We start from the raw sequence: 18,522 nt of genomic DNA on the forward strand, positions 1-18,522 counted from the left end.
TCATGCTCCGGTGGCGGCCGCGGCGGTCATCTGCCCGCGCAGCCTCTGCTTGATGCGGTTGATCTTGGTGGCCACGTTGGTGGTGCTGATGCCGAGCACTTCGGCGATCTCGGCGTGGCTCCGGTCTTCGAGGTAAAGCAGGATCAGCGCGCGGTTGAGCGCATCCAGCCCGCCGATGAAGGCGTACAGCGCGGCGAGTCGTTCGTCCGGTTCCGCGGCGGGTTCGCCGGCGATCGTGTCCAGGTGCCCCTCGTCCAGGGGCTCGAAGCGCCCGGCCTCGCCGCCCGTGCGGCGCAGGTGCGAGATCGCCACGTTCAGCGCGATGCGGTACAGCCAGGTGCCGAACTTCGCGCGGCGTTCGTCGTAGGCGGCGAACGCCCGCCACAACTGCACGCCGATCTCCTGTGCCAGGTCGCGCCGGTCCTCGGCACCGCGCGCGTAGACGCTGGCCACCTTCAGCACCACGCCCTGGTGTTGCCGCCACAGTGCCTCGAAGCGCTGCCGTTGTGCCTTGCCGCTCATGTCCTTCGCACGCCCCTGCCCTTTCCCCCATGATTCGCGTGACCGCGGGAAAAATCACATCACCCTCCGGTGACGCCGCCCGCGCCATGATGGGACCGACGGGACGGACGGGGGCATCGATGACGATCGGCGAGGCATGGCTGGAGCGGGTGCGGCGGCTGGAACCGGGATGCTTCGCGCTGGTGATGGCCACCGGCATCGTCTCCATCGACGCGGGCCAGCACGCGCTGCCGCGGCTGGCGCGGGCGCTGTTCGCGTTCAACCTGGCTGCCTATGCGTGGCTGCTGGCGCTGACCGTGCTGCGGCTGGCGCGTTTCCGCCGCGAGGTGGTGGCGGACTTCACCGACCCCTCGCGCGGCGCCGGCTTCCTCACCCTGGCGGCGGCCACCTGCGTGCTGGGCAGCCAGTGCGTGATGGTGGCGGCGCTGCCCGCGCTGGCTGCCGGGCTCGCGGTGGCGGGCGCCGCGCTGTGGCTGGCGCTGATCTACCTGTTCTTCGCCGCCACCATTACCGCGCGCTTCAAGCCGGGCTTCACCCGCAGCATCAACGGCGGCTGGCTGGTGGCGGTGGTGGCCACGCAGGCGTTGTCGGCGCTGCTGACCCTGGTGGCGGCCAGCCGCGCCGACCCGGACCGGCTGCAGTTCGTGGCGCTGTGCCTGTACATGCTGGGCGCGGCGCTGTACCTGCTGATCATCACCCTGGTGGTGTACCGCATGGTGTTCTTCCCGCTGCGCGCGCGGGAATTCACGCCGCCGTACTGGATCGACATGGGCGCGCTGGCGGTCACCACCCTGGCCGGCAGCCTGATCGTGCTGCACGCGCCGGCCGGCGGCACGCTGGCGGAACTGCTGCCGTTCGTGAAGGGCTTCACGCTGTTCTTCTGGGCCACCGCGTCGTGGTGGATCCCGCTGCTGGTGATCCTGGAACTGTGGCGGCACGTGTGGCGGCACGTGCCGCTGCGCTACGAGACGGACGACTGGGACATCGTCTTCCCGATCGGCATGTACACCGTGGGCACCTTCGAACTGGCCCACGCCCTGCACGCGGACTTCCTGCTGGCCATCCCCGCCGCGGGCGTCTACGCGAGCCTGGCGGCGTGGCTGCTGGTGGCGCTGATCGGCCTGCGCCGGCTGTACCGCAAGGGGCTGCGCCACGGCACGCATCCATCGCATTGAACCGTTCCCTACAATGGGCCCACCTTCCCAGCGCGTGCCGCCATGCCTCCCCTGCGCCTCAAACGCTATCTGCTCACCGGCCTGCTCACCTTCCTGCCGCTGTGGGTGACGGTGCTGGTGTTCAAGTTCGTGCTGGGCCTGCTGGCCGGCATCGGCGCGCCGGTGATCGCGGCCTTCGTCAGCGCGCTGGCGCTGGTGGCGCCCGGCGTGGCCGACGCGCTCAACCAGCGCTGGCTGATCTTCATCCTCGCCCTGCTGCTGACCCTGGGCGCGCTGTACCTGCTGGGCTGGCTGGCGAACCGGGTGATCGGCCAGCGCCTGCTCGAGGCCTTCGACGCGCTGCTGCAGCGCATCCCGCTGGTGCAGACCATCTACGGCGGCACCAAGAAGCTGATGGCGGTGCTGCAGAACAAGCCCGGCGGCATGCAGCGCGTGGTGCTGGTGGACTTCCCCCGCCCCGGCATGAAGGTAGTGGGCTTCGTCACTCGCACCCTGGTCGAGGAAGGCAGCGGCCGCGAGATGGCCGCGGTGTACATCCCCACCACGCCCAATCCCACCGGCGGCTACCTGGAGCTGGTGCCGGTGGACGAGCTGACCCCGACCGACTGGACGATGGACCAGGCGATGGCCTTCATCATCTCCGGCGGCGCGGTGTCGCCGGACACCCTGCCGTCCCCGCCCCGCCTGCCCGGCCAGCCGCCGTAGGCCGCGCCACGACGAACGGCATGCGCGCGCGGGCCGCATCGCCGCGACAATGGCCGGGTCTTCACGCCTGAGCCCGGGGAACCCCATGTCGAAATGGCCGCTCGCCCTGCTGCTCGCGCTTGCCGCCGCAAGCGCGCACGCCGCCACTTCCGCCGCCACCGACTGGACCACGCCGGCCGAGGCCGCGCACTTCCGCACCACGCCCAGCTACGCCGACACGCTGGCCTACCTGCGGCGCCTGCAGCAGGCCGCCCCGGGCAGGATCCGGCTGGAGACCTTCGGCACCACGCCGGAGGGCCGGCCGATGACGGTGGTGGTCGCCAGCGGCGACGGCACCTTCACCCCCGCCGCCGCGCGCGCCGCGCACAAGCCGGTGGTGCTGGTGCAGGCCGGCATCCATCCCGGCGAGATCGAGGGCAAGGACGCCGGCCTGATGCTGCTGCGCGACTTCGCCATCGCCGGCAGGTACCCGTACCTGCTCGACCACGCGGTGCTGGTGTACATCCCGGTATTCAGCGTGGACGGCCACGAGCAGAGCTCGCCGTACAACCGCATCAACCAGAACGGCCCGGCCAGCATGGGCTTCCGCGGCCAGTCGCAGTACCTCAACCTCAACCGCGACTACGTCAAGGCCGACGCACCGGAGATGCGCGCGTGGCTGAAGCTGTGGCAGCGCTGGCTGCCGGATTTCCTGGTCGACGTGCACACCACCGACGGCGCCGACTACCAGTACGACCTCACCTGGTACACCGAGGACCCGCACAAGCTCGACCCCGCCGTCGCCGGCTGGCAGAAACGCCTCACCGACACGGTGATGCCCGCCTTCGACCGGCGCGGCCACCTCGCCTCGATCTACCTGGAGTTCAAGGACGGCACCGACCCGCGCAAGGGCATCGAGAACTTCGGCTCCGGCCCGCGCTTCTCCACCGGCTACGCGGCGTTGCAGAACCGGCCCGCGCTGCTGATCGAGACGCACATGCTCAAGCCGTACGCGGTACGCGTGAAGGCCGTGTACGACCTGCTGGAACTGATGCTGGCGGACATCGACCGGCACCCGGCCGACCTGCTCGCCGCCACCGCGAAGGCCGATGTCGACACGATCGCCCGGGCGCGCGATCCGGGCGCGCGCGTGCCGCTGACCTTCAAGCCCGATCCCGCGTCCACCCCGTACACGCTGAAGGGCTATGCCTTCACGCAGACCCACAGCGACATCTCCGATGGCACCTGGATCCAGTACGACCCGCACACGCCGAGGACCTACACCATCCCGAACTGGAACCGCCTGCTGCCCGACCTCTCGGTGGCGCCGCCGGCCGCCTACGTGGTGCCGGCGCAGTGGACGACCGTCATCGACCGGCTCGACGCGCACGGCATCGCCTACCGCCGCCTCGACCACGCGGTGACGATCACCGCGCAGGGCTACCAGTTGGACGACCCCCGCTGGGCCACCCAGCCGTTCGAGGGGCACCTCATGCTGCGCGGCTTCAGGCTCGGCACGGTGCGGCGCACCGTCACCCTGCCGCCCGGATCGGCGGTCGTGCCGATGGACCAGCGCGCCGCCAACGTGGCGATCGAGCTGCTGGAACCGCAGGCGCCCGATTCGCTGCTGCAATGGGGCGACCTCGACGCGATCTTCGAGCCGAAGGAATACGGCGAGCCGCGCGTGCTGGAGAAACTGGCGCGCGACATGCTGGCGAAGGATCCCGCGCTGAAGGCCGCGTTCGAGCGCAAGCTGCATGACGACCCCGCCTTCGCCGGCAGCCGCCGCGCGCGGCTCCAGTTCTTCTTCGAGCGCTCGCCCTGGTACGCGGTGCAGCACGTCGGCGCCTACCCGGTGCTGCGGCTCGACGCGGCGGAACTTGCGCGGCTCGACGCGGCGTCGCACTGATCCGGCCGCCTACGCCGGCAGCACCTCGAACGGGCGCATCATCTCGTTCGACGCGTGCTCCAGCAGGTGGCAGTGCCACACGTAGCGGCCGGGATAGCCCTCGAAGGTGATGACGAGGCGCGTGACCATGCCCGGGTAGGCCTTCGCGGTGTCCTTCCAGCCGCGCTCCTCCGGCGCGGGCGGCTGCGCCGGGCCGGTGTAGCGCAGGGTCTTCGAGGCCATCCAGGCGTCCACGTCGAACGGCCACCGGTCGAGCACCTGGAAGCGCACCAGGTGCAGGTGGATCGGGTGGGTGTCCTCGGTGAGGTTCACCAGGCTCCAGACCTCGGTGCTGCCGAGCGCGGGCCGCTCGCTCACCGGGTCGTGCCAGCGCTTGCCGTCGAGCAGCATCCGCATCGGCTCGGCCACGCAGTCGGCGTATTCGTCCAGCGTCAGCACGCGCGTGCGCGTGGCGGCCGACACGGGCGTGCGCGGCACCGCGTTCAGCACGGCGGGCACGCGGCTGTCGTCGCGCGCCTTGCCCGCGCCCACGCGGAAGCGCATCAGCGGCGAGGCGCCGTCCATCAGCTCGATGTCGCGGCCGGCCAGCCCGGCGAAATCGACCACCAGGTCTGCCCGCTCGGCCGGCGCCAGGAACAGCGACGCCTGCGCCACCGGCGCCGGCAGCAGGCCCTGGTCGCTGCCGACCTGCAGGAACGGCCGCCGGTCGCGCAGCCGCAGGCGGAAGAAGCGCCCGTTGGCGGCGTTCAGCACGCGGAAGCGGTAGCGGCGCGGCTGCACGTCCAGGTACGGCAGCACGGCGCCGTTCACCAGCACCACGTTGCCGAACACCTCCGGCACCCACGGCGCGCCCTCGACGCCGGAGACCGGATAGTAGAGCTGGCCCTGTTCGGTGAGCAGGCGGTCGCACAGCACCAGCGGCAGCTCGAATTCGCCGCCGGGCAGGCCCAGCGAGGCCTCGTGTCCGTCGCGCACCAGCCAGGTGCCGAACAGGCCGGCATAGAGGTTGAGCCGCTCGATGCCCATGGTGTGGTCGTGGTACCACAGCATCGCGGCGTCCTGCCGGTTGGGATAGGCCAGCGTGCGCGCCTGCCCCGGCAGCCACCAGTCCTCGGGGTAGCCGTCGGCATCCGCCGGCACGCGCGCGCCGTGCACGTGCACCACGGCGCGCACCTCGGGCACGTCCGGCCCGGCGCCGCAGACGTGCGGATCGACCGGCAGGAAGTGCTTCGCCGGCAGGTGGTTGGCCCATTCGACGCGCAGCGCCTCGCCGCTGCGCGTCTCGATGGTCGGCCCCGGCATGTGGCCGCCGTAGGTCCACACCCGCGCCGGCGCCAGTTGCCGGTGCAGGCGCTGCTCGCCCTCCTGCATGGCGATGCGCAGCGTGGCGCCGGGCGCGCCGCGCAGCACCGGCGGCACCGGCAGCGGATCGACGAAGGCGTCGAGCCGCGCCGGGTCGAGCAGGCGCGGGAGTTTTTCCGGCGAAGGCACGGGATGGCGGCACAACGCGGCGCTCCGGGCGCGCATCGGCATGCGCCCGTGGGCGGCCAGCGCCGGCGGCAGCAGGCCGGCGGCGGCGCCGCAGGCCATGCCTTTCAGGAAGCGGCGGCGGGAGGGATGCACGTCGGGCACTCCGCGGGTTTCCGGTTGGTCGACACGCCGCGCCCCGGCGGCGGGGCCGGGGCGCGGTCGGGAAGGGGCACGCCTCGCGCACGCCTACCCGTGCGACGGCCTGCCCCAGGGCCACGGCGCCAGCCACGGGCGCTGCAGCGGCTCGCCGGTCCGCTCGTCCAGCAGCAGGTGGCGGCGGAACGGCAGCGGCGCGCGGAAGTCGAACATGCCGTCCAGCGGGCCGGCCAGGGCGTCGAAGGAGCCGCCGCCGATGCGCCGGCCGTGCAACCAGTTGTCCTCGATGAAGCGGGCGATCGAGCTCTGGTCGGTCGGCGTGTGGTCGACGTAGTTGCTGCGCGCCCACGGCGAGATCACCAGCAGCGGCAGCCGCGGGCCGTAGCCGCAGCGCCCCTGCACCGGCCTGCCGTGGCTGGCGGGGCCGGGCAGCGTGCCGCGCGACTCGCACGCGCCGTCGCCGTCCAGCGCATCCGCGCTGCTGTGCGAGGCGTTCACGCGCGGCGGCGCCTGGTGGTCGTACCAGCCGTCGGAGTCGTCGTAGGCGATCACCACCGCGGTGTCGCGCCACTCCGGGCGGCGCTGCAGGAAGTTCAGCACGTGCACGATGAACTGCTGCTCGTCCAGCGGATCGGAGTAGCCCGCGTGGCCGTCCTGGTAGCCGGGTGCCTTGAGGAAACTGACCGCGGGGAAATTGCCGGCCTCCACCGCGGCGTAGAAGTCGTCGAGGTCGTACTGGTGGTTGGCCGCGTCGCCGCTGTGGCCGATCGCCGCCACCGAGGCGGGTCGCGCATGGGTCGGGTTGGCGGTCGAGGCGTAGTACTGGAAGGGCTGGTGGTGCGGGATGTAGTCCTTCTCGGCCACCCCGGTCACCATCGACAGGGTGCGGCGCTTGCAGCCGGTGCTGCCGTCCGCGTTGGTGCGGCCGAGGTCGAAGCCGCCCTCGAAGAAGCCCCAGCTCACGCCGGCGTCGTTGAGCAGGTCGCCGATGTTGCGCCCGGCCATGCGCACCTGGTTGCCGCTGGGCGAGGAGCACACGTCGCCGACGGGATCGGCGTCGCCGACCAGGGTCAGGCCGCCCTGGCCGTCGTCCACTTCCTCGCCGGTGCCGTTCAGCGTCTCGGCCACGCCGTTGGTCTGGCCCGAGACCAGGTTGAGCGCGCCGGGCGTCGAGGGGCCGGTCACGGTGCCGTAGCTGTTGTCGCTCATCGCGTACCACTGCGCGTAGTGCCACAGCGCGGTGACCGTGTTGCCGTCGTAGTAGCCCATCACCTGGCCGCTGCCGTTCTCGTCGGCCGGCGCGCCCGGCAGCGTCTCGCCGTTGCCGGTGTTCGCGGGGAACAGGTCCATCGTGCCGCCGTGGAAGGCGAGCTGCTCGGCGCGGTAGGAATGGTCCTGGTCGGCGGTGGCCGCCTGCGCGCGCGACAGCCGGAACGGGTTGATCGCGCCGTCGCCGTTGGCCGGGTTGCCCGCGTTCGGGTTGTGCGCGAGCAGCGCCGGGGTCAGCCCGTTCGCCCGCGGCGTGAACGGCCGCGGGTAGAACGCTGGCTCGCCGGCGGGATTCGCGGCATAGGGGTAGGTGCCGAAGTAATGGTCGAAGGACACGTTCTCCTGGAAGATCACCACCAGGTGCCGGATCGGCGTCGCGGTGCGATGCCCGCCGGGCCAGTGGCGGTGGAAGGGCGACGCGGCCGGCGCATCGGTCGGGACCTGGGCGAGCGCGGCGGCGGAAGCGCTCAGTACGGCAACGGCAAGACAAGCGGCGAGTCTGGATCGCATGGCATGCTCCCTGGGCTGGGTGATGCGCTTCCCCTCGAGCGCGGACACGTCAAACCTAGGCGGCCGAGATGACAGGCTCGTAACGGCGGCCGCGGCCTCGCACGCGAACGTGAAGCTACGCACACGACGCCGGCGCGGCTGGAATCTGCGGCGTGCGTCCGGCCGCCCCTCTCCGGCGCCGGCCGGCGCCCGTCCGGCATGGGTTGCCGTCGCCACCCCTGACCTTTGACACTGTGCGCTCCATGACCTTTGGCCTAGCGTGCAGGGTCATGGTCGCGAACGGGGGAGGCCCATGGCACGCTCGCGCGCACCAGCAAGCCCACGGGCACATCACATACCAGAGGGATACCCATGACCAAGCAGTACCTGAAGCCGCTGGCGCTGGCCGCCAGCCTCAGCCTGGCGCTGGCCGCCTGCGGCAAGAGCGAGCAGGCCGCGGCGCCGGCACCCGCGCCGGCCAAGACCGCCGCCGCGCCGGCCTCTTCCGCCAGCACCGCCGCGGCCGCCGCGCCCAAGAGCGTGTTCGACGTCAGCGAGCTGGGCCCGGCCACCGAGGCCTGCCAGGACTTCAACAGCTTCGTCAACGCCAAGTGGGTGGCGGCCAACCCGATCCCGGCCGACCGCACCCGCTGGGGCGCGTTCGACCAGCTCGCCGAGAAGAGCCTGGACGAGCAGCACCAGATCCTCGACGACGCCGCCAAGAACGCCGCCAGCGCCCAGGCCGGCTCGGTGCAGCAGAAGCTGGGCTGGCTGTACGCCGCCGGCATGGACCAGGCCGCCATCGACAAGGCCGGCTACGACCCGATCAAGCCGCGCCTGGCCAGGATCGACGCGCTGAAGAGCAATGCCGATATCGCCGCCTTCCTCGACCAGAGCTTCAACGACGGCGACAGCTACGTCTTCTCGTTCGGCTCCGGCGCCGACTTCAAGGACGCCACCAAGCAGATCGGCTACGTCTTCCAGGACGGCCTGGGCCTGCCCACCAAGGACTACTACTTCAAGCCGGAATACAAGGACATCCGCGCCGCCTACGTGGCCTACATCGCCAAGACGCTGCAGCTGGTGGGCGTGTCCGAGGCCGACGCCAAGAAGCAGGCCGACGCGGTGATGAAGTTCGAGACCGAGCTGGCCAAGGCCTCGCTCGCTCCCACCGAGATGCGCAACCTCGACAACCAGTACCACTGGGTGAGCGTGAAGGAAGCGGACAAGGTCAGCCCCCACTTCAGCTGGGAGAAGTTCTTCGCCGCCCAGGGCGTGGACGTGGGCGACGGCTTCTCGCTGTCGCAGCCGAAGTTCATCGCCGAGTTCGACAAGCTGCTGGCCAGCGCGCCGGTCTCGCAGTGGCAGGCCTACCTGCGCTTCCACCTGGTCAACGGCGCCTCGTCGGCGCTGAGCCAGGCCTTCGAGGACAACCGCTTCGACTTCTACGGCAAGACCCTGTCCGGCCAGCCGCAGCAGAAGCCGCGCTGGAAGCGCGTGGCCGGCATGGTCAACGGCGCCATGGGCATGGGCCTGGGCGAGCTGTACGTGGCCAAGTACTTCCCGCCGGAAGCCAAGCAGCGCGCCGAAGAGCTGGTCACCAACGTGCGCAACGCGCTGAAGGACCGCATCGAGCATCTCGACTGGATGAGCGACGCGACCAAGCAGAAGGCGCTGGAGAAGTGGGGCGAGTTCCTGCCCAAGATCGGCTACCCCGACAAGGGCGAATGGCGCGACTGGAGCGGCCTGCAGCTCGAGCAGGGCCAGTGGTTCGCCAACCTGGAAGCGGCCGGCAAGTACAACTACCACTACGACATCGGCAAGATCGGCAAGGCCACCGACCGCAAGGAATGGGGCATGACGCCGCAGACGGTCAACGCCTACTACGACCCCAGCACCAACACCATCAACTTCCCGGCCGCGATCCTGCAGCCGCCGTTCTTCTATGCGCACGGCGACGACGCGATCAACTACGGCGGCATCGGCGCGGTGATCGGCCACGAGGCCAGCCACGGCTTCGACGACCAGGGCAGCCAGTTCGATGGCAAGGGCAACCGCGCCAACTGGTGGACGCCGGACGACAAGAAGCAGTTCGACGCGCGCACCAAGCTGCTGGTCGAGCAGTTCGACGGCTACTCGCCGATCAAGGACAAGCCGGACCTGCACGTCAACGGCAAGCTGACCCTGGGCGAGAACATCGCCGACCTGGGCGGCCTGAACATCGCCTACGACGCGCTGCAGACCGCGCTGAAGAACAACCCGCAGGAAGCCGCCACCAAGATCGACGGCTACACCCAGGACCAGCGCTTCTTCCTGAACTGGGCCCGCGTGTGGCGTGGCAACATCCGCGAGAAGCAGGCCGAGCTGTACCTCAACATCGACCCGCACTCGCCCGCCTCGATCCGCGCCATCGCGGCGCCGTCGGACATGAGCACCTTCGCGCAGGCGTTCCAGTGCAAGCCGACCGACCCGATGGTCCGCTCCGGCGACAAGCAGGTGAAGATCTGGTGAGCCAGTCGCGCTGACCGCCCGGATACCGCGCGTCGGCGCGGCATCCGCGACAAGGCCCCGCATGCGAATGCGGGGCCTTTTTCGTGCGCGGACGGAAACCGCCGCGTGCCGTGGCGGTCGGTCACCGTCACGCCGGTGTTGCAAATCATTCTCATTAAAAATAACATTCCTCTAATGATCGAACCCGCTGGCCGAAGCCCGAATCCGTCGGTTCCGGCATGGGTGCGATTCCCCTTCGTGCCCGCGGATCCGCCTGTCAGCCGGCGGTCCGCGCCCACCCGATGTCCTCCCGGAGCCTTGACGATGGCCTTCATCAAAAGCCGCAAGCACCCTGTCGCGCGCCGCACGCCTGCACCGGCACTCACCGCCGCCACGCTGATGACGGGCATGGCGCTGGCGCTGCCGGCCGCGGCCGGCTCGACGCCCGATGCGCCGACCGACGCCCAGCTCGCCTCGGCCAAGCGCCTGCCGGCCGTGCAGGTGCAAGGCATCGCCAACCCGTACAAGGTCGATCAGCTCTCCTCGCCCAAGTTCACCCAGCCGATACTCGACACGCCGCAAACGGTCAGCGTGATCAGTCGCGAACTGCTCCAGCAGCAGGGCGCCACCACCCTGACCCAGGCGCTGCAGAACAGCCCGGGCGTGGGCACCTTCTACGTCGGCGAGAACGGCAGCACCTCGACCGGCGACGAGATCTACATGCGCGGCTTCGACACCGCCGGCAGCATCTTCGTCGACGGCGTGCGCGACCTCGGCACGATCTCGCGCGACGTGTTCAACATCGAGCAGGTCGAGGTGACCAAGGGCCCGGATAGCACCGAATACGGCCGCACCGCCCCCACCGGCGCGGTCAACATGGTGAGCAAGCAGCCGACGCTCGACACCGCCGTGTCCGGTTCGGTGTCCTACGGCAGCGGCAACCAGAAGCGCGCCACCGCCGACTGGAACCAGGCCCTCGGCGGCGACGCCGCGTTCCGCCTCAACGTGCTCGGCCAGAAGAGCGGCGTGCCCGGCCGCGACGAGGTGAAGAACAACCGCTGGGGCCTGGCGCCGTCGCTGGCGTTCGGCCTCGGCACGCCCACCCGCGTCTACCTCGACTACCTGCACGTGAAGCAGAACAACGTGCCCGACGGCGGCATTCCCACCATCGGCCTGCCCGGCTACAGCAGCCCCGATCCGACGCGGCCGTTCCTCGGCACCGCGCCCAGGGTGGACACCAGCGGCTACTACGGCACCACCGACAACCACGACCGCGTCGCCGAGGACATGTTCACCGCGATCCTCGAGCACGACTTCTCGCCGGACGTGACCCTGCACGACACCTTGCGCTGGGGCCGCACGCACCAGGACTACCTGCTGACCTCGTTCATGGCCTCCGCCGCCAACCTGCGTACTCCGGACCCGGCCGACCCGTCCACCTGGACGCTGGCGCGGAGCAACCCGAACTTCAAGGACCAGACCAACCGCATCGTCACCAACCAGACCAACCTGACCGCCAGCTTCGAGACCGGCGCGATCGCCCACAGCCTCAGCGCCGGCGTCGAGCTGACCCAGGAGAAGCTGAGCACCGACGGCCCCGGCGTGCTGGGCAAGAGCGCGTGGCCCGCGGCCAGCCTCTACCACCCCGATCCGGACGTCGGCGGCCTGGTCTACGGCGACACCGGCGCCTCCAGCCGGGGCAAGACCAACACGACGGCGGCCTACCTGTTCGACACGCTGAAGTTCGGCACGCGATGGCTGGTCAACGCCGGCGCCCGGCTCGACCACTACACCACCGACTTCGACAGCGTGGTGCTCTGCGGCGCCAGGAACGCCCCGGCCTGCGGCAGCCGCCCGGCCGGCACCCCGGTGCCCGGCGTGCACGCCCGCAAGACCGGCAACCTGCCCAACTGGCAGCTCGGCGTGGTGTACAAGCCCGCCGCCAACGGCAGCATCTACGCCAACTTCGCCACCTCCGCGCAGCCCCCCGGCGGCAACGGCCTGTCGCTCAGCGCCTCGGCCAACAGCGCCGACAACCCCGTGTTCGACCCGCAGAAGGCGCGCACCGCCGAACTGGGCACCAAGTGGAGCCTGGCCGATGACCAGCTGCTGCTGACCGCCGCGCTGTACCGCACCACGGTCAGCAACGACGTGGTGCAGGACCCGGTGAGCCTGCTGTACTACCAGGTCGGCAGGAAGCGCGTGCAGGGCATCGAGCTGACCGCCGTCGGCAAGCTCACCGAGAACTGGGCGGTGAGCGCCGGCTACACCACGATGGACGCCACCGTGTCCAAGGGACCGAACGTCTCCGAGGACGGCTCCGACGACCTCGCCTACACGCCGAAGCGCGCGTTCACCGCCTGGACCACCTACCACCTGCCGTTCAACCTCACCGTCGGCGGCGGCGCGCGCTACTCGGGCGAGATGAAGCGCGGCACCGACGGCGCCATCGGCACGCCGGCCTACACCGGGGCCTACTGGGTGTTCGACGCGATGGCCAGCTATCCGGTCAACCGGCACGTCGAGCTGCAGCTGAACCTGTACAACCTGTTCGACAAGCACTACGTGGCGGCGATCAACAAGAGCGGCTACCGCTACACGCCCGGCACCCCGCGCGCGGCAATGCTGACCGCCAGCTTCCGGCTCTGACCCGACCCGCAGGCTTTCAGGCAAACTCGAAGCCTTCCCCATGGCCGGGGAAGGCTTCCGCGCTGAGGAGACCCGCCATGCTGCTGCACATCCCAGGCGTGCTCGACCACGGACAGGTCGCGCGGCTGCGCCAGGCGCTGGACGGCGCCGACTGGACGGACGGCCGCGAGACCGTCGGGGCGCAGGGCGCGCAGGTGAAGCGCAACCGGCAGCTGCCTGACGCCTCGCCGCTGCGCGTGGAGCTGGGCCGGACCGTGCTCTCCGCGCTGGCGCGCCACCCGCTCTACCACGCCGCCACGCTGCCGCTGCGCACGCTGCCGCCGCGCTTCAACCGCTACGAGGGCGGCGGCGAATACGGCATGCACGTCGATGGCTCGGTGATGGCGCTGCCGAACGGCGAGCAACTGCGCAGCGACATCGCCTGCACGCTGTTCCTGAGCGACCCGGGCGACTACGACGGCGGCGAATTGGTCGTCAGCGACACCTACGGCGAGCACGAGGTGAAGCTGCCCGCCGGCGACGCCGTCATCTATCCCGCCAGCAGCCTGCACCGCGTGCAGCCGGTCACCCGCGGCGCGCGGCTGGCGGCGTTCTTTTGGGCGCAGAGCCTGGTTCGCGACGACGGCCGCCGTCGTCTGCTGTTCGAGCTGGACGCCTCGATCCAGCGCCTCCGCGGCACCGGCGCCGATCCCGACGCCGTGCTGCAACTCAGCGGCGTCTACCACAACCTGCTGCGGCAGTGGGCCGAGGCCTGACCGGACTGCTCACTCGGCCGTCGTCCCGGGTCGGCATCCCAAGTGGCAGGGGTGGATTATTTGATGCGGCGCCCTTCTCGCGGAGTTGCTCGCCTGCGGCGGCTTTCGGACGCCTACCGGCACCCGGGTTCCTGGGGCGTGATTGACGTACACTGCCGCGCCTCGCTCGCTCAACGTGGCCGAACCGCTCCATTACTTGCCGAACGTTCTGTTCCCCTCACGTCATTCCGGCGCAGGCCGGAATCCAGTAGCAGGAGCGGTAGGTTTTCGCGACAACCCTGAACTGGCGTCGCTGGATCCCGGCCTGCGCCGGGATGACGAGCAAAAGCAAAAAGCTAAGCATGTCATCGGACATGGAGGACGCCGGATTGAGGCGCCCGCCACGCGGCAGCAGACGAAGACACCACAATCCACGACGCCCACGCTCCACCCTCAGTCAACGGCGACGGCGCGGTGTGGCCGTCGGTTTAACAGGAGGAGCCACGTCTGTTCCAAGAGGCCTCGACCGCCAAGGCCTGTAGGGTCGGCGGGCTCGACAGGCCATTTCTCTTGGTTCCTTCTCTTGACTCCGGGCATCCTGCCCTCCGCCCTTCGGGCCGGCTTCGCCGTTCGCCACCGCTCCTACGGTGACGTGGGCCAGCAAAGAGAAGGAACCCGGGCGCCGGCAGGCGTCCGAAAGCCCGCCGCAGGCGAGCGACCTGGCGACCAGCCAAAAGCCATGCCCAATCAAGGGCGGCACGAGACCCGCCCCTCATCCCCGGAGGGGAGAAGGTGCCAAGAGCAAAAGTCCGACGCAGGCGAGCAACCCAGCGACCACCAAAAGCCAAAGGTTCCCAGCACCCCGCCATGCGCGGATAATTGGCCCCCCTCGAAACCCGCGGCTGCGCAATGTTCGTCCCTGGTCAACGCTGGATCTCCACCGCCGAGCCCGAGCTCGGCCTCGGCACCGTGCTGCGCGTCGAAGGACGCGGGGTGCAGGTGCTGTTCGCCAAGGCCGGCGTGCTCAGGCCCTACGCCATCGACTCCGCGCCGCTGGTGCGCGCCGAATTCCGCGCCGGCCAGCGCGTGGCCGGCAAGGGCATCGCCTTCCTGGTCGAACGCGTCGAGGTGAAGGACGAGCTGCTGATCTACCGCGGCGAGGGTCGCGAGCTGCACGAGGGCCAGCTCGACGACGAGCAGAGCGTGAGCCAGGCCGACGATCGCCTGGTCGGCGGCCGCACCGACCCGGTGGCGAACTTCGAGCTGCGCCTGGAAGGCCTGCAGCGCCGCGCCGAGGCGCGCCGCTCGCCCACCTGGGGCCTGGGCGCCGCGCGCCTCGGCCTGGTGCCGCACCAGCTGCGCGTGGCCGGCATCGCCGCCGCGCGCCGCCCGCCGCGCGTGCTGCTGGCCGACGAGGTGGGCCTGGGCAAGACCATCGAGGCCGGCATGATCGTGGCGCGCCAGCTCGCCACCGGCCGTGCCGCCCGCGTGCTGGTGCTGCTGCCCGACACCCTGGTCTACCAGTGGTTCGTCGAACTGCTGCGCCGCTTCAACCTCAGCTTCGCGATCTACGACGAGGAACGCTGCGAGGCGCTGGAACAGGCCGGCGACGACCGCAACCCGTTCGAGGACGAGCAACTGGTGATCGCCGACTTCGGCTTCCTCGAGGCCAGCCCGAAGCGCGCGCGGCAACTGCTCGACGCCTCGTGGGACCTGCTGGTGGTGGACGAGGCGCACCACCTGGAATGGACGCCGGAAGCCGCCAGCCCGCGCTACGCGCTGGTGGAACAGCTGGCCGCCAAGACGCCCGGCGTGATCCTGCTCACCGCCACGCCCGAACAGCTCGGCCGCAGCGGCCACTTCGCGCGCCTGCGCCTGCTCGATCCGCAGCGCTACCACGACCTGGACGCCTACCTGGCCGAGTCCGAGCAGTTCCAGCCGTTGTCGCGCATCGCCGACCGCCTGCTCGCCGGCGAGGCCCTGGACGCCGGCCAGCTCGCCCAGCTGCAGGCCCTGTTCGCCGGCGACGCGCCGCTGCTCGCGTGCCTTGCCGACGCCACCAGACCCGCGCACGCGCGCGAAATCCTCGACGCGCTGATCGACCGCCACGGCACCGGCCGCGCCATGTTCCGCAACCGCCGCGCCGGCGTCGGCGGCTTCCCGCAGCGCCGGCCCGAATGGCAGCTGCTGCCCGCCGACGCACTGGACGAGGCCGGCCGCCAGGCGCTGCTGGCCGAGTTCCGCGCCGACATCCAGCAGCCGGTGCCCGCGCTGGACCTGGACTACGCCGCCGACCCGCGCCTGGCCGCCCTGGTCGCCCTGCTCGACGCGCATCCGCAGGAGAAATTCCTGCTGATCTGCCGCAGCCAGGCCAAGGTGCTGGCGCTGGAAGAGGCGCTGCGCACGCGCACCGGCGCCGGCATCGCGCGCTTCCACGAAGGCCTGGGCATCATGCAGCGCGACCGCAACGCCGCGTTCTTCGCCCAGCCCGGCGGCGCACGCCTGCTGCTGTGTTCGGAGATCGGCTCGGAAGGCCGCAACTTCCAGTTCGCCCACCACCTTGTGCTGTGGGACCTGCCGCTCGACCCCGACCTGCTGGAGCAGCGCATCGGCCGCCTCGACCGGATCGGCCAGGCGCACGACATCGCCATCCACGTCCTCGCCGTGGCCGACAGCGCGCAGCACGTGCTGGCGCGCTGGTACGACGAGGGCATCGACGCCTTCCGCGCCAGTCCGGCCGACGGCCGCGAACTGCTGCGCCGCTTCGGCGCCACCCTGGCGCAGCTGGCCGAAGAACACGCGCGCGGCACCGACAGCCGCGACCAGGAGCTGGAAGCGCTGCTCGCCGAGACCCGCGCCGCGCACGAACAGATGGCCGGGCTGATCCGCGCCGGCCGCGACCACCTGCTGGAACTGGCCGCCCGCCGCGACCTGCACGCCGACGAACTGGAGCGCGCCTTCCGCCGCGAGGACGACGACCCCGCCCGCGACGCCTACGTGCAGCGCCTGCTGGAAGCCTTCGGCATCCACGCCGAGGAACTCGGCGGCAAGGTCGTGCTGCTCGACCCGCAGTACCTCTCCACCGACGCCCTGCCCGGCTTCACCGAGGGGCCGCAGTCGGTGACGTTCGCGCGCGACGTCGCGCTGGCCCGCGAGGATCTCCCGCTGCTGCGGCTCGACCACCCGCTGGTGGCCGGCGCGCTGGACCTGGCGCTGTCCGGCGAACAGGGCAACGCCGCCTTCATGGTGGACGACGTGCTGCCGCCGCGCAGCGCGCTGCTGCAGGCGGTGTACCTGCTCGAATGCGTGGCCGACCGCCGGCTCGACGCCGAGCGCTTCATGCCCACCCAGCCCATCGTGGTGACGGTGGATACGAAGCTCGCCGAGCGCGCCGACTTCCGTCCCAGCGAGCCGGCGCTGCGCAAGGCGGCCGACCGCAGCATCGAGGTGCCGCGCTACCGCAAGTTCCTGGCCAGGCTGGTGCCGCCGATGCTGGAACGCACCGAGGCGGTCGCGGCGCTGCGCGCGCAGTCGGCCATCGGCGAGGCCACGGTGCTGGCCACCGAAACGCTGGATGCGGAACTGGCCCGCCTGCGCGCGCTGCACGCGGTGAACCCGTCGATCAGCGAGGCGGAGATCGCCGCCGTCGCCGACGAGCGCGCCGCCCTGCTCGCCGCGCTGCCGCAGGCACGGCTGCGGCTGGACGCGGTGCGCTTCGTGGTCAGCGCGGACTTCCTGGCGCTGCGCTGAAAGCACCCCCTCCCGGCCTCCCCCTGCAAGCCGGGGGAGGAGAAGTCCATCGCTGCCCTGCCTTCCTGGCGAGGAGAAGTCCTTCGCTACGGCAGCGTCCTGCAGCCAGGCAAGCCGTTCGCCCTCCCCTGCTTGCAGGGGAGGGCCGGGGAAGGGTGCTTTCCTGCCGCGTCAGCCCCTCATCGCCCGTGCATGCCAGGCGACGTGCTCGCCGATGAAGCTGGTCACGAAGTAGTAGCTGTGGTCGTAGCCGGGATGCAGGCGCAGGGTCAGTGGATGGTCCGCCTTGGCGCAGGCCTCGCGCAGCCGTTCCGGCTGGAGTTGCGTGGCGAGGAATTCGTCGGCTTCGCCCTGGTCCACCAGCAGCGGCAACCGCTCGGTCGTCGTCTTCAGCAGCTCGGTGGCGTCGTAGCGCGCCCAGCCTGCGCGGTCCGGCCCGAGGTAGGCGGTGAACGCCTTCTCGCCCCAGGGCACCCGCGAGGGCGCCACGATGGGCGCGAACGCCGACACACTGCGGTAGCGCCCCGGGTTGCGCAACGCGATCGTCAGTGCGCCATGACCGCCCATCGAATGCCCGCTGATGCCGCGCGCGTCATTGGCCGGGAACGAAGACTCGACCAGCGCGGGCAACTCGTCCGTCACGTAGTCGTACATGCGGTAGTGCGCGGCCCAGGGCTGTTCGGTGGCGTTGAGGTAGAAGCCCGCGCCCTGGCCCAGGTCCCAGGCCGGGTCGTCCGCCACGCCCGCGCCGCGCGGGCTGGTGTCCGGCGCCACCACGATCACGCCGTGCTCGGCCGCGTAGCGCTGCGCGCCGGCCTTGGCGATGAAGTTCTGCTCGGTGCAGGTGAGGCCCGACAACCAGTACAGCACCGGCAGTCGCTCCCGCTCCGCCTGCGGCGGCAGGTAGACGGCGACGTTCATCGCGCAGCCCAGCGCGGCGGAATCGTGCCGGTACACGTCCTGCCAGCCGCCGAAGCAGGCACGGTGTTCGATGCGTTCGAGGTTCACGTCGGATCTCCCTGGCTTTCCCTTCTCCCTCGGGGAGAAGGTGCCTGAAGGGCGGATGAGGGTACGGTTGGAGCGCTGCGCTTCGACCGTACCCTCACCCCCACCCCCTCTCCCGACGTGTTCAGCCCGGACACATAGCGGACATTCGTTCGGAGAGATGGTGGACACGTTCAGGGCAGCCTCCGGCCGCTGGTGGAAGTGTGCTCGATGACATCGA

General features: G+C 70.7%; 12 protein-coding genes. 7 read left to right on the top strand and 5 right to left on the bottom strand.

Features of this window, described 5'->3' with window-relative positions; genetic code table 11:
- Entirely contained in the window at nt 1-522 is a 522-nt protein-coding gene (locus tag QMK61_RS04510) for a sigma-70 family RNA polymerase sigma factor (protein ID WP_302070722.1), read from the bottom strand.
- A gap of 119 nt (nt 523-641) precedes the next feature.
- On the opposite strand from QMK61_RS04510, the gene QMK61_RS04515 reads away from it, so the two are divergent.
- From QMK61_RS04515 to QMK61_RS04525, 3 genes are all read left to right on the top strand, one after another.
- Entirely contained in the window at nt 642-1,697 is a 1,056-nt protein-coding gene (locus QMK61_RS04515; protein WP_302070724.1) for a tellurite resistance/C4-dicarboxylate transporter family protein, read from the top strand.
- Nucleotides 1,698-1,739: 42 nt separating this feature from the next.
- A complete protein-coding gene (locus tag QMK61_RS04520; RefSeq protein WP_302070725.1) occupies nt 1,740-2,402 on the top strand; it encodes a DUF502 domain-containing protein in 663 nt (220 codons plus the stop codon).
- Between the two features lie 85 nt (nt 2,403-2,487).
- The gene (locus tag QMK61_RS04525; RefSeq protein ID WP_302070727.1) at nt 2,488-4,290 is read left to right on the top strand and encodes a M14 family metallopeptidase; all 1,803 of its coding nucleotides are present in this window, start codon (nt 2,488-2,490) and stop codon (nt 4,288-4,290) included.
- A 9-nt stretch (nt 4,291-4,299) separates the two neighbouring features.
- Here the strand turns inward: QMK61_RS04525 and QMK61_RS04530 are convergent, their stop codons facing one another.
- Nucleotides 4,300-5,913: a multicopper oxidase domain-containing protein gene (locus QMK61_RS04530; RefSeq protein WP_302070729.1), complete on the bottom strand. Its 1,614-nt coding sequence runs from the start codon at nt 5,911-5,913 to the stop codon at nt 4,300-4,302.
- Between the two features lie 93 nt (nt 5,914-6,006).
- A complete protein-coding gene (locus tag QMK61_RS04535; RefSeq protein ID WP_302070731.1) occupies nt 6,007-7,695 on the bottom strand; it encodes an alkaline phosphatase family protein in 1,689 nt (562 codons plus the stop codon).
- A gap of 351 nt (nt 7,696-8,046) precedes the next feature.
- Between QMK61_RS04535 and QMK61_RS04540 the strand changes: the two genes are divergently transcribed.
- From QMK61_RS04540 to QMK61_RS04550, 3 genes are all read left to right on the top strand, one after another.
- The gene (locus tag QMK61_RS04540) at nt 8,047-10,185 is read left to right on the top strand and encodes a M13 family metallopeptidase (protein ID WP_302070733.1); all 2,139 of its coding nucleotides are present in this window, start codon (nt 8,047-8,049) and stop codon (nt 10,183-10,185) included.
- 303 nt (nt 10,186-10,488) lie between these two features.
- A complete protein-coding gene (locus QMK61_RS04545; protein ID WP_302070735.1) occupies nt 10,489-12,813 on the top strand; it encodes a catecholate siderophore receptor Fiu in 2,325 nt (774 codons plus the stop codon).
- Nucleotides 12,814-12,890: 77 nt separating this feature from the next.
- Nucleotides 12,891-13,568 (top strand): Fe2+-dependent dioxygenase, encoded by a 678-nt coding sequence (locus QMK61_RS04550; RefSeq protein ID WP_302070738.1) that lies wholly within the window; start codon nt 12,891-12,893, stop codon nt 13,566-13,568.
- A gap of 217 nt (nt 13,569-13,785) precedes the next feature.
- Here QMK61_RS04550 and QMK61_RS04555 read toward each other — a convergent pair whose 3' ends face one another.
- Nucleotides 13,786-13,923, bottom strand: a complete 138-nt coding sequence (locus tag QMK61_RS04555; RefSeq protein ID WP_302070740.1) for a hypothetical protein — start codon at nt 13,921-13,923, stop codon at nt 13,786-13,788.
- Nucleotides 13,924-14,456: 533 nt separating this feature from the next.
- Between QMK61_RS04555 and rapA the strand changes: the two genes are divergently transcribed.
- Complete coding sequence (gene rapA / locus QMK61_RS04560; protein ID WP_302070741.1) at nt 14,457-17,297, top strand: RNA polymerase-associated protein RapA; 2,841 nt, start codon at nt 14,457-14,459, stop codon at nt 17,295-17,297.
- Nucleotides 17,298-17,468: 171 nt separating this feature from the next.
- On the opposite strand, the gene fghA is transcribed toward rapA, so the two are convergent.
- On the bottom strand, nt 17,469-18,305 hold the full coding sequence (gene fghA, locus QMK61_RS04565; protein ID WP_302070743.1) for an S-formylglutathione hydrolase: 837 nt from the start codon (nt 18,303-18,305) through the stop codon (nt 17,469-17,471).
- Nucleotides 18,306-18,522 lie beyond the last annotated feature (217 nt).

It is taken from the genome of Fulvimonas sp. R45 (assembly GCF_030504985.1).
Classification (GTDB): domain Bacteria; phylum Pseudomonadota; class Gammaproteobacteria; order Xanthomonadales; family Rhodanobacteraceae; genus Rhodanobacter_A.

Coding starts and splice junctions, on each gene's coding strand:
- QMK61_RS04535 (WP_302070731.1), bottom strand. CDS start 7,695: ATGCGATCCAGACTCGCCGCTTGTCTTGCCGTTGCCGTACTGAGCGCT.
- QMK61_RS04520 (WP_302070725.1), top strand. CDS start 1,740: ATGCCTCCCCTGCGCCTCAAACGCTATCTGCTCACCGGCCTGCTCACC.
- QMK61_RS04540 (WP_302070733.1), top strand. CDS start 8,047: ATGACCAAGCAGTACCTGAAGCCGCTGGCGCTGGCCGCCAGCCTCAGC.
- QMK61_RS04515 (WP_302070724.1), top strand. CDS start 642: ATGACGATCGGCGAGGCATGGCTGGAGCGGGTGCGGCGGCTGGAACCG.
- rapA (WP_302070741.1), top strand. CDS start 14,457: ATGTTCGTCCCTGGTCAACGCTGGATCTCCACCGCCGAGCCCGAGCTC.
- QMK61_RS04550 (WP_302070738.1), top strand. CDS start 12,891: ATGCTGCTGCACATCCCAGGCGTGCTCGACCACGGACAGGTCGCGCGG.
- QMK61_RS04510 (WP_302070722.1), bottom strand. CDS start 522: ATGAGCGGCAAGGCACAACGGCAGCGCTTCGAGGCACTGTGGCGGCAA.
- QMK61_RS04525 (WP_302070727.1), top strand. CDS start 2,488: ATGTCGAAATGGCCGCTCGCCCTGCTGCTCGCGCTTGCCGCCGCAAGC.
- QMK61_RS04545 (WP_302070735.1), top strand. CDS start 10,489: ATGGCCTTCATCAAAAGCCGCAAGCACCCTGTCGCGCGCCGCACGCCT.
- QMK61_RS04555 (WP_302070740.1), bottom strand. CDS start 13,923: ATGTCCGATGACATGCTTAGCTTTTTGCTTTTGCTCGTCATCCCGGCG.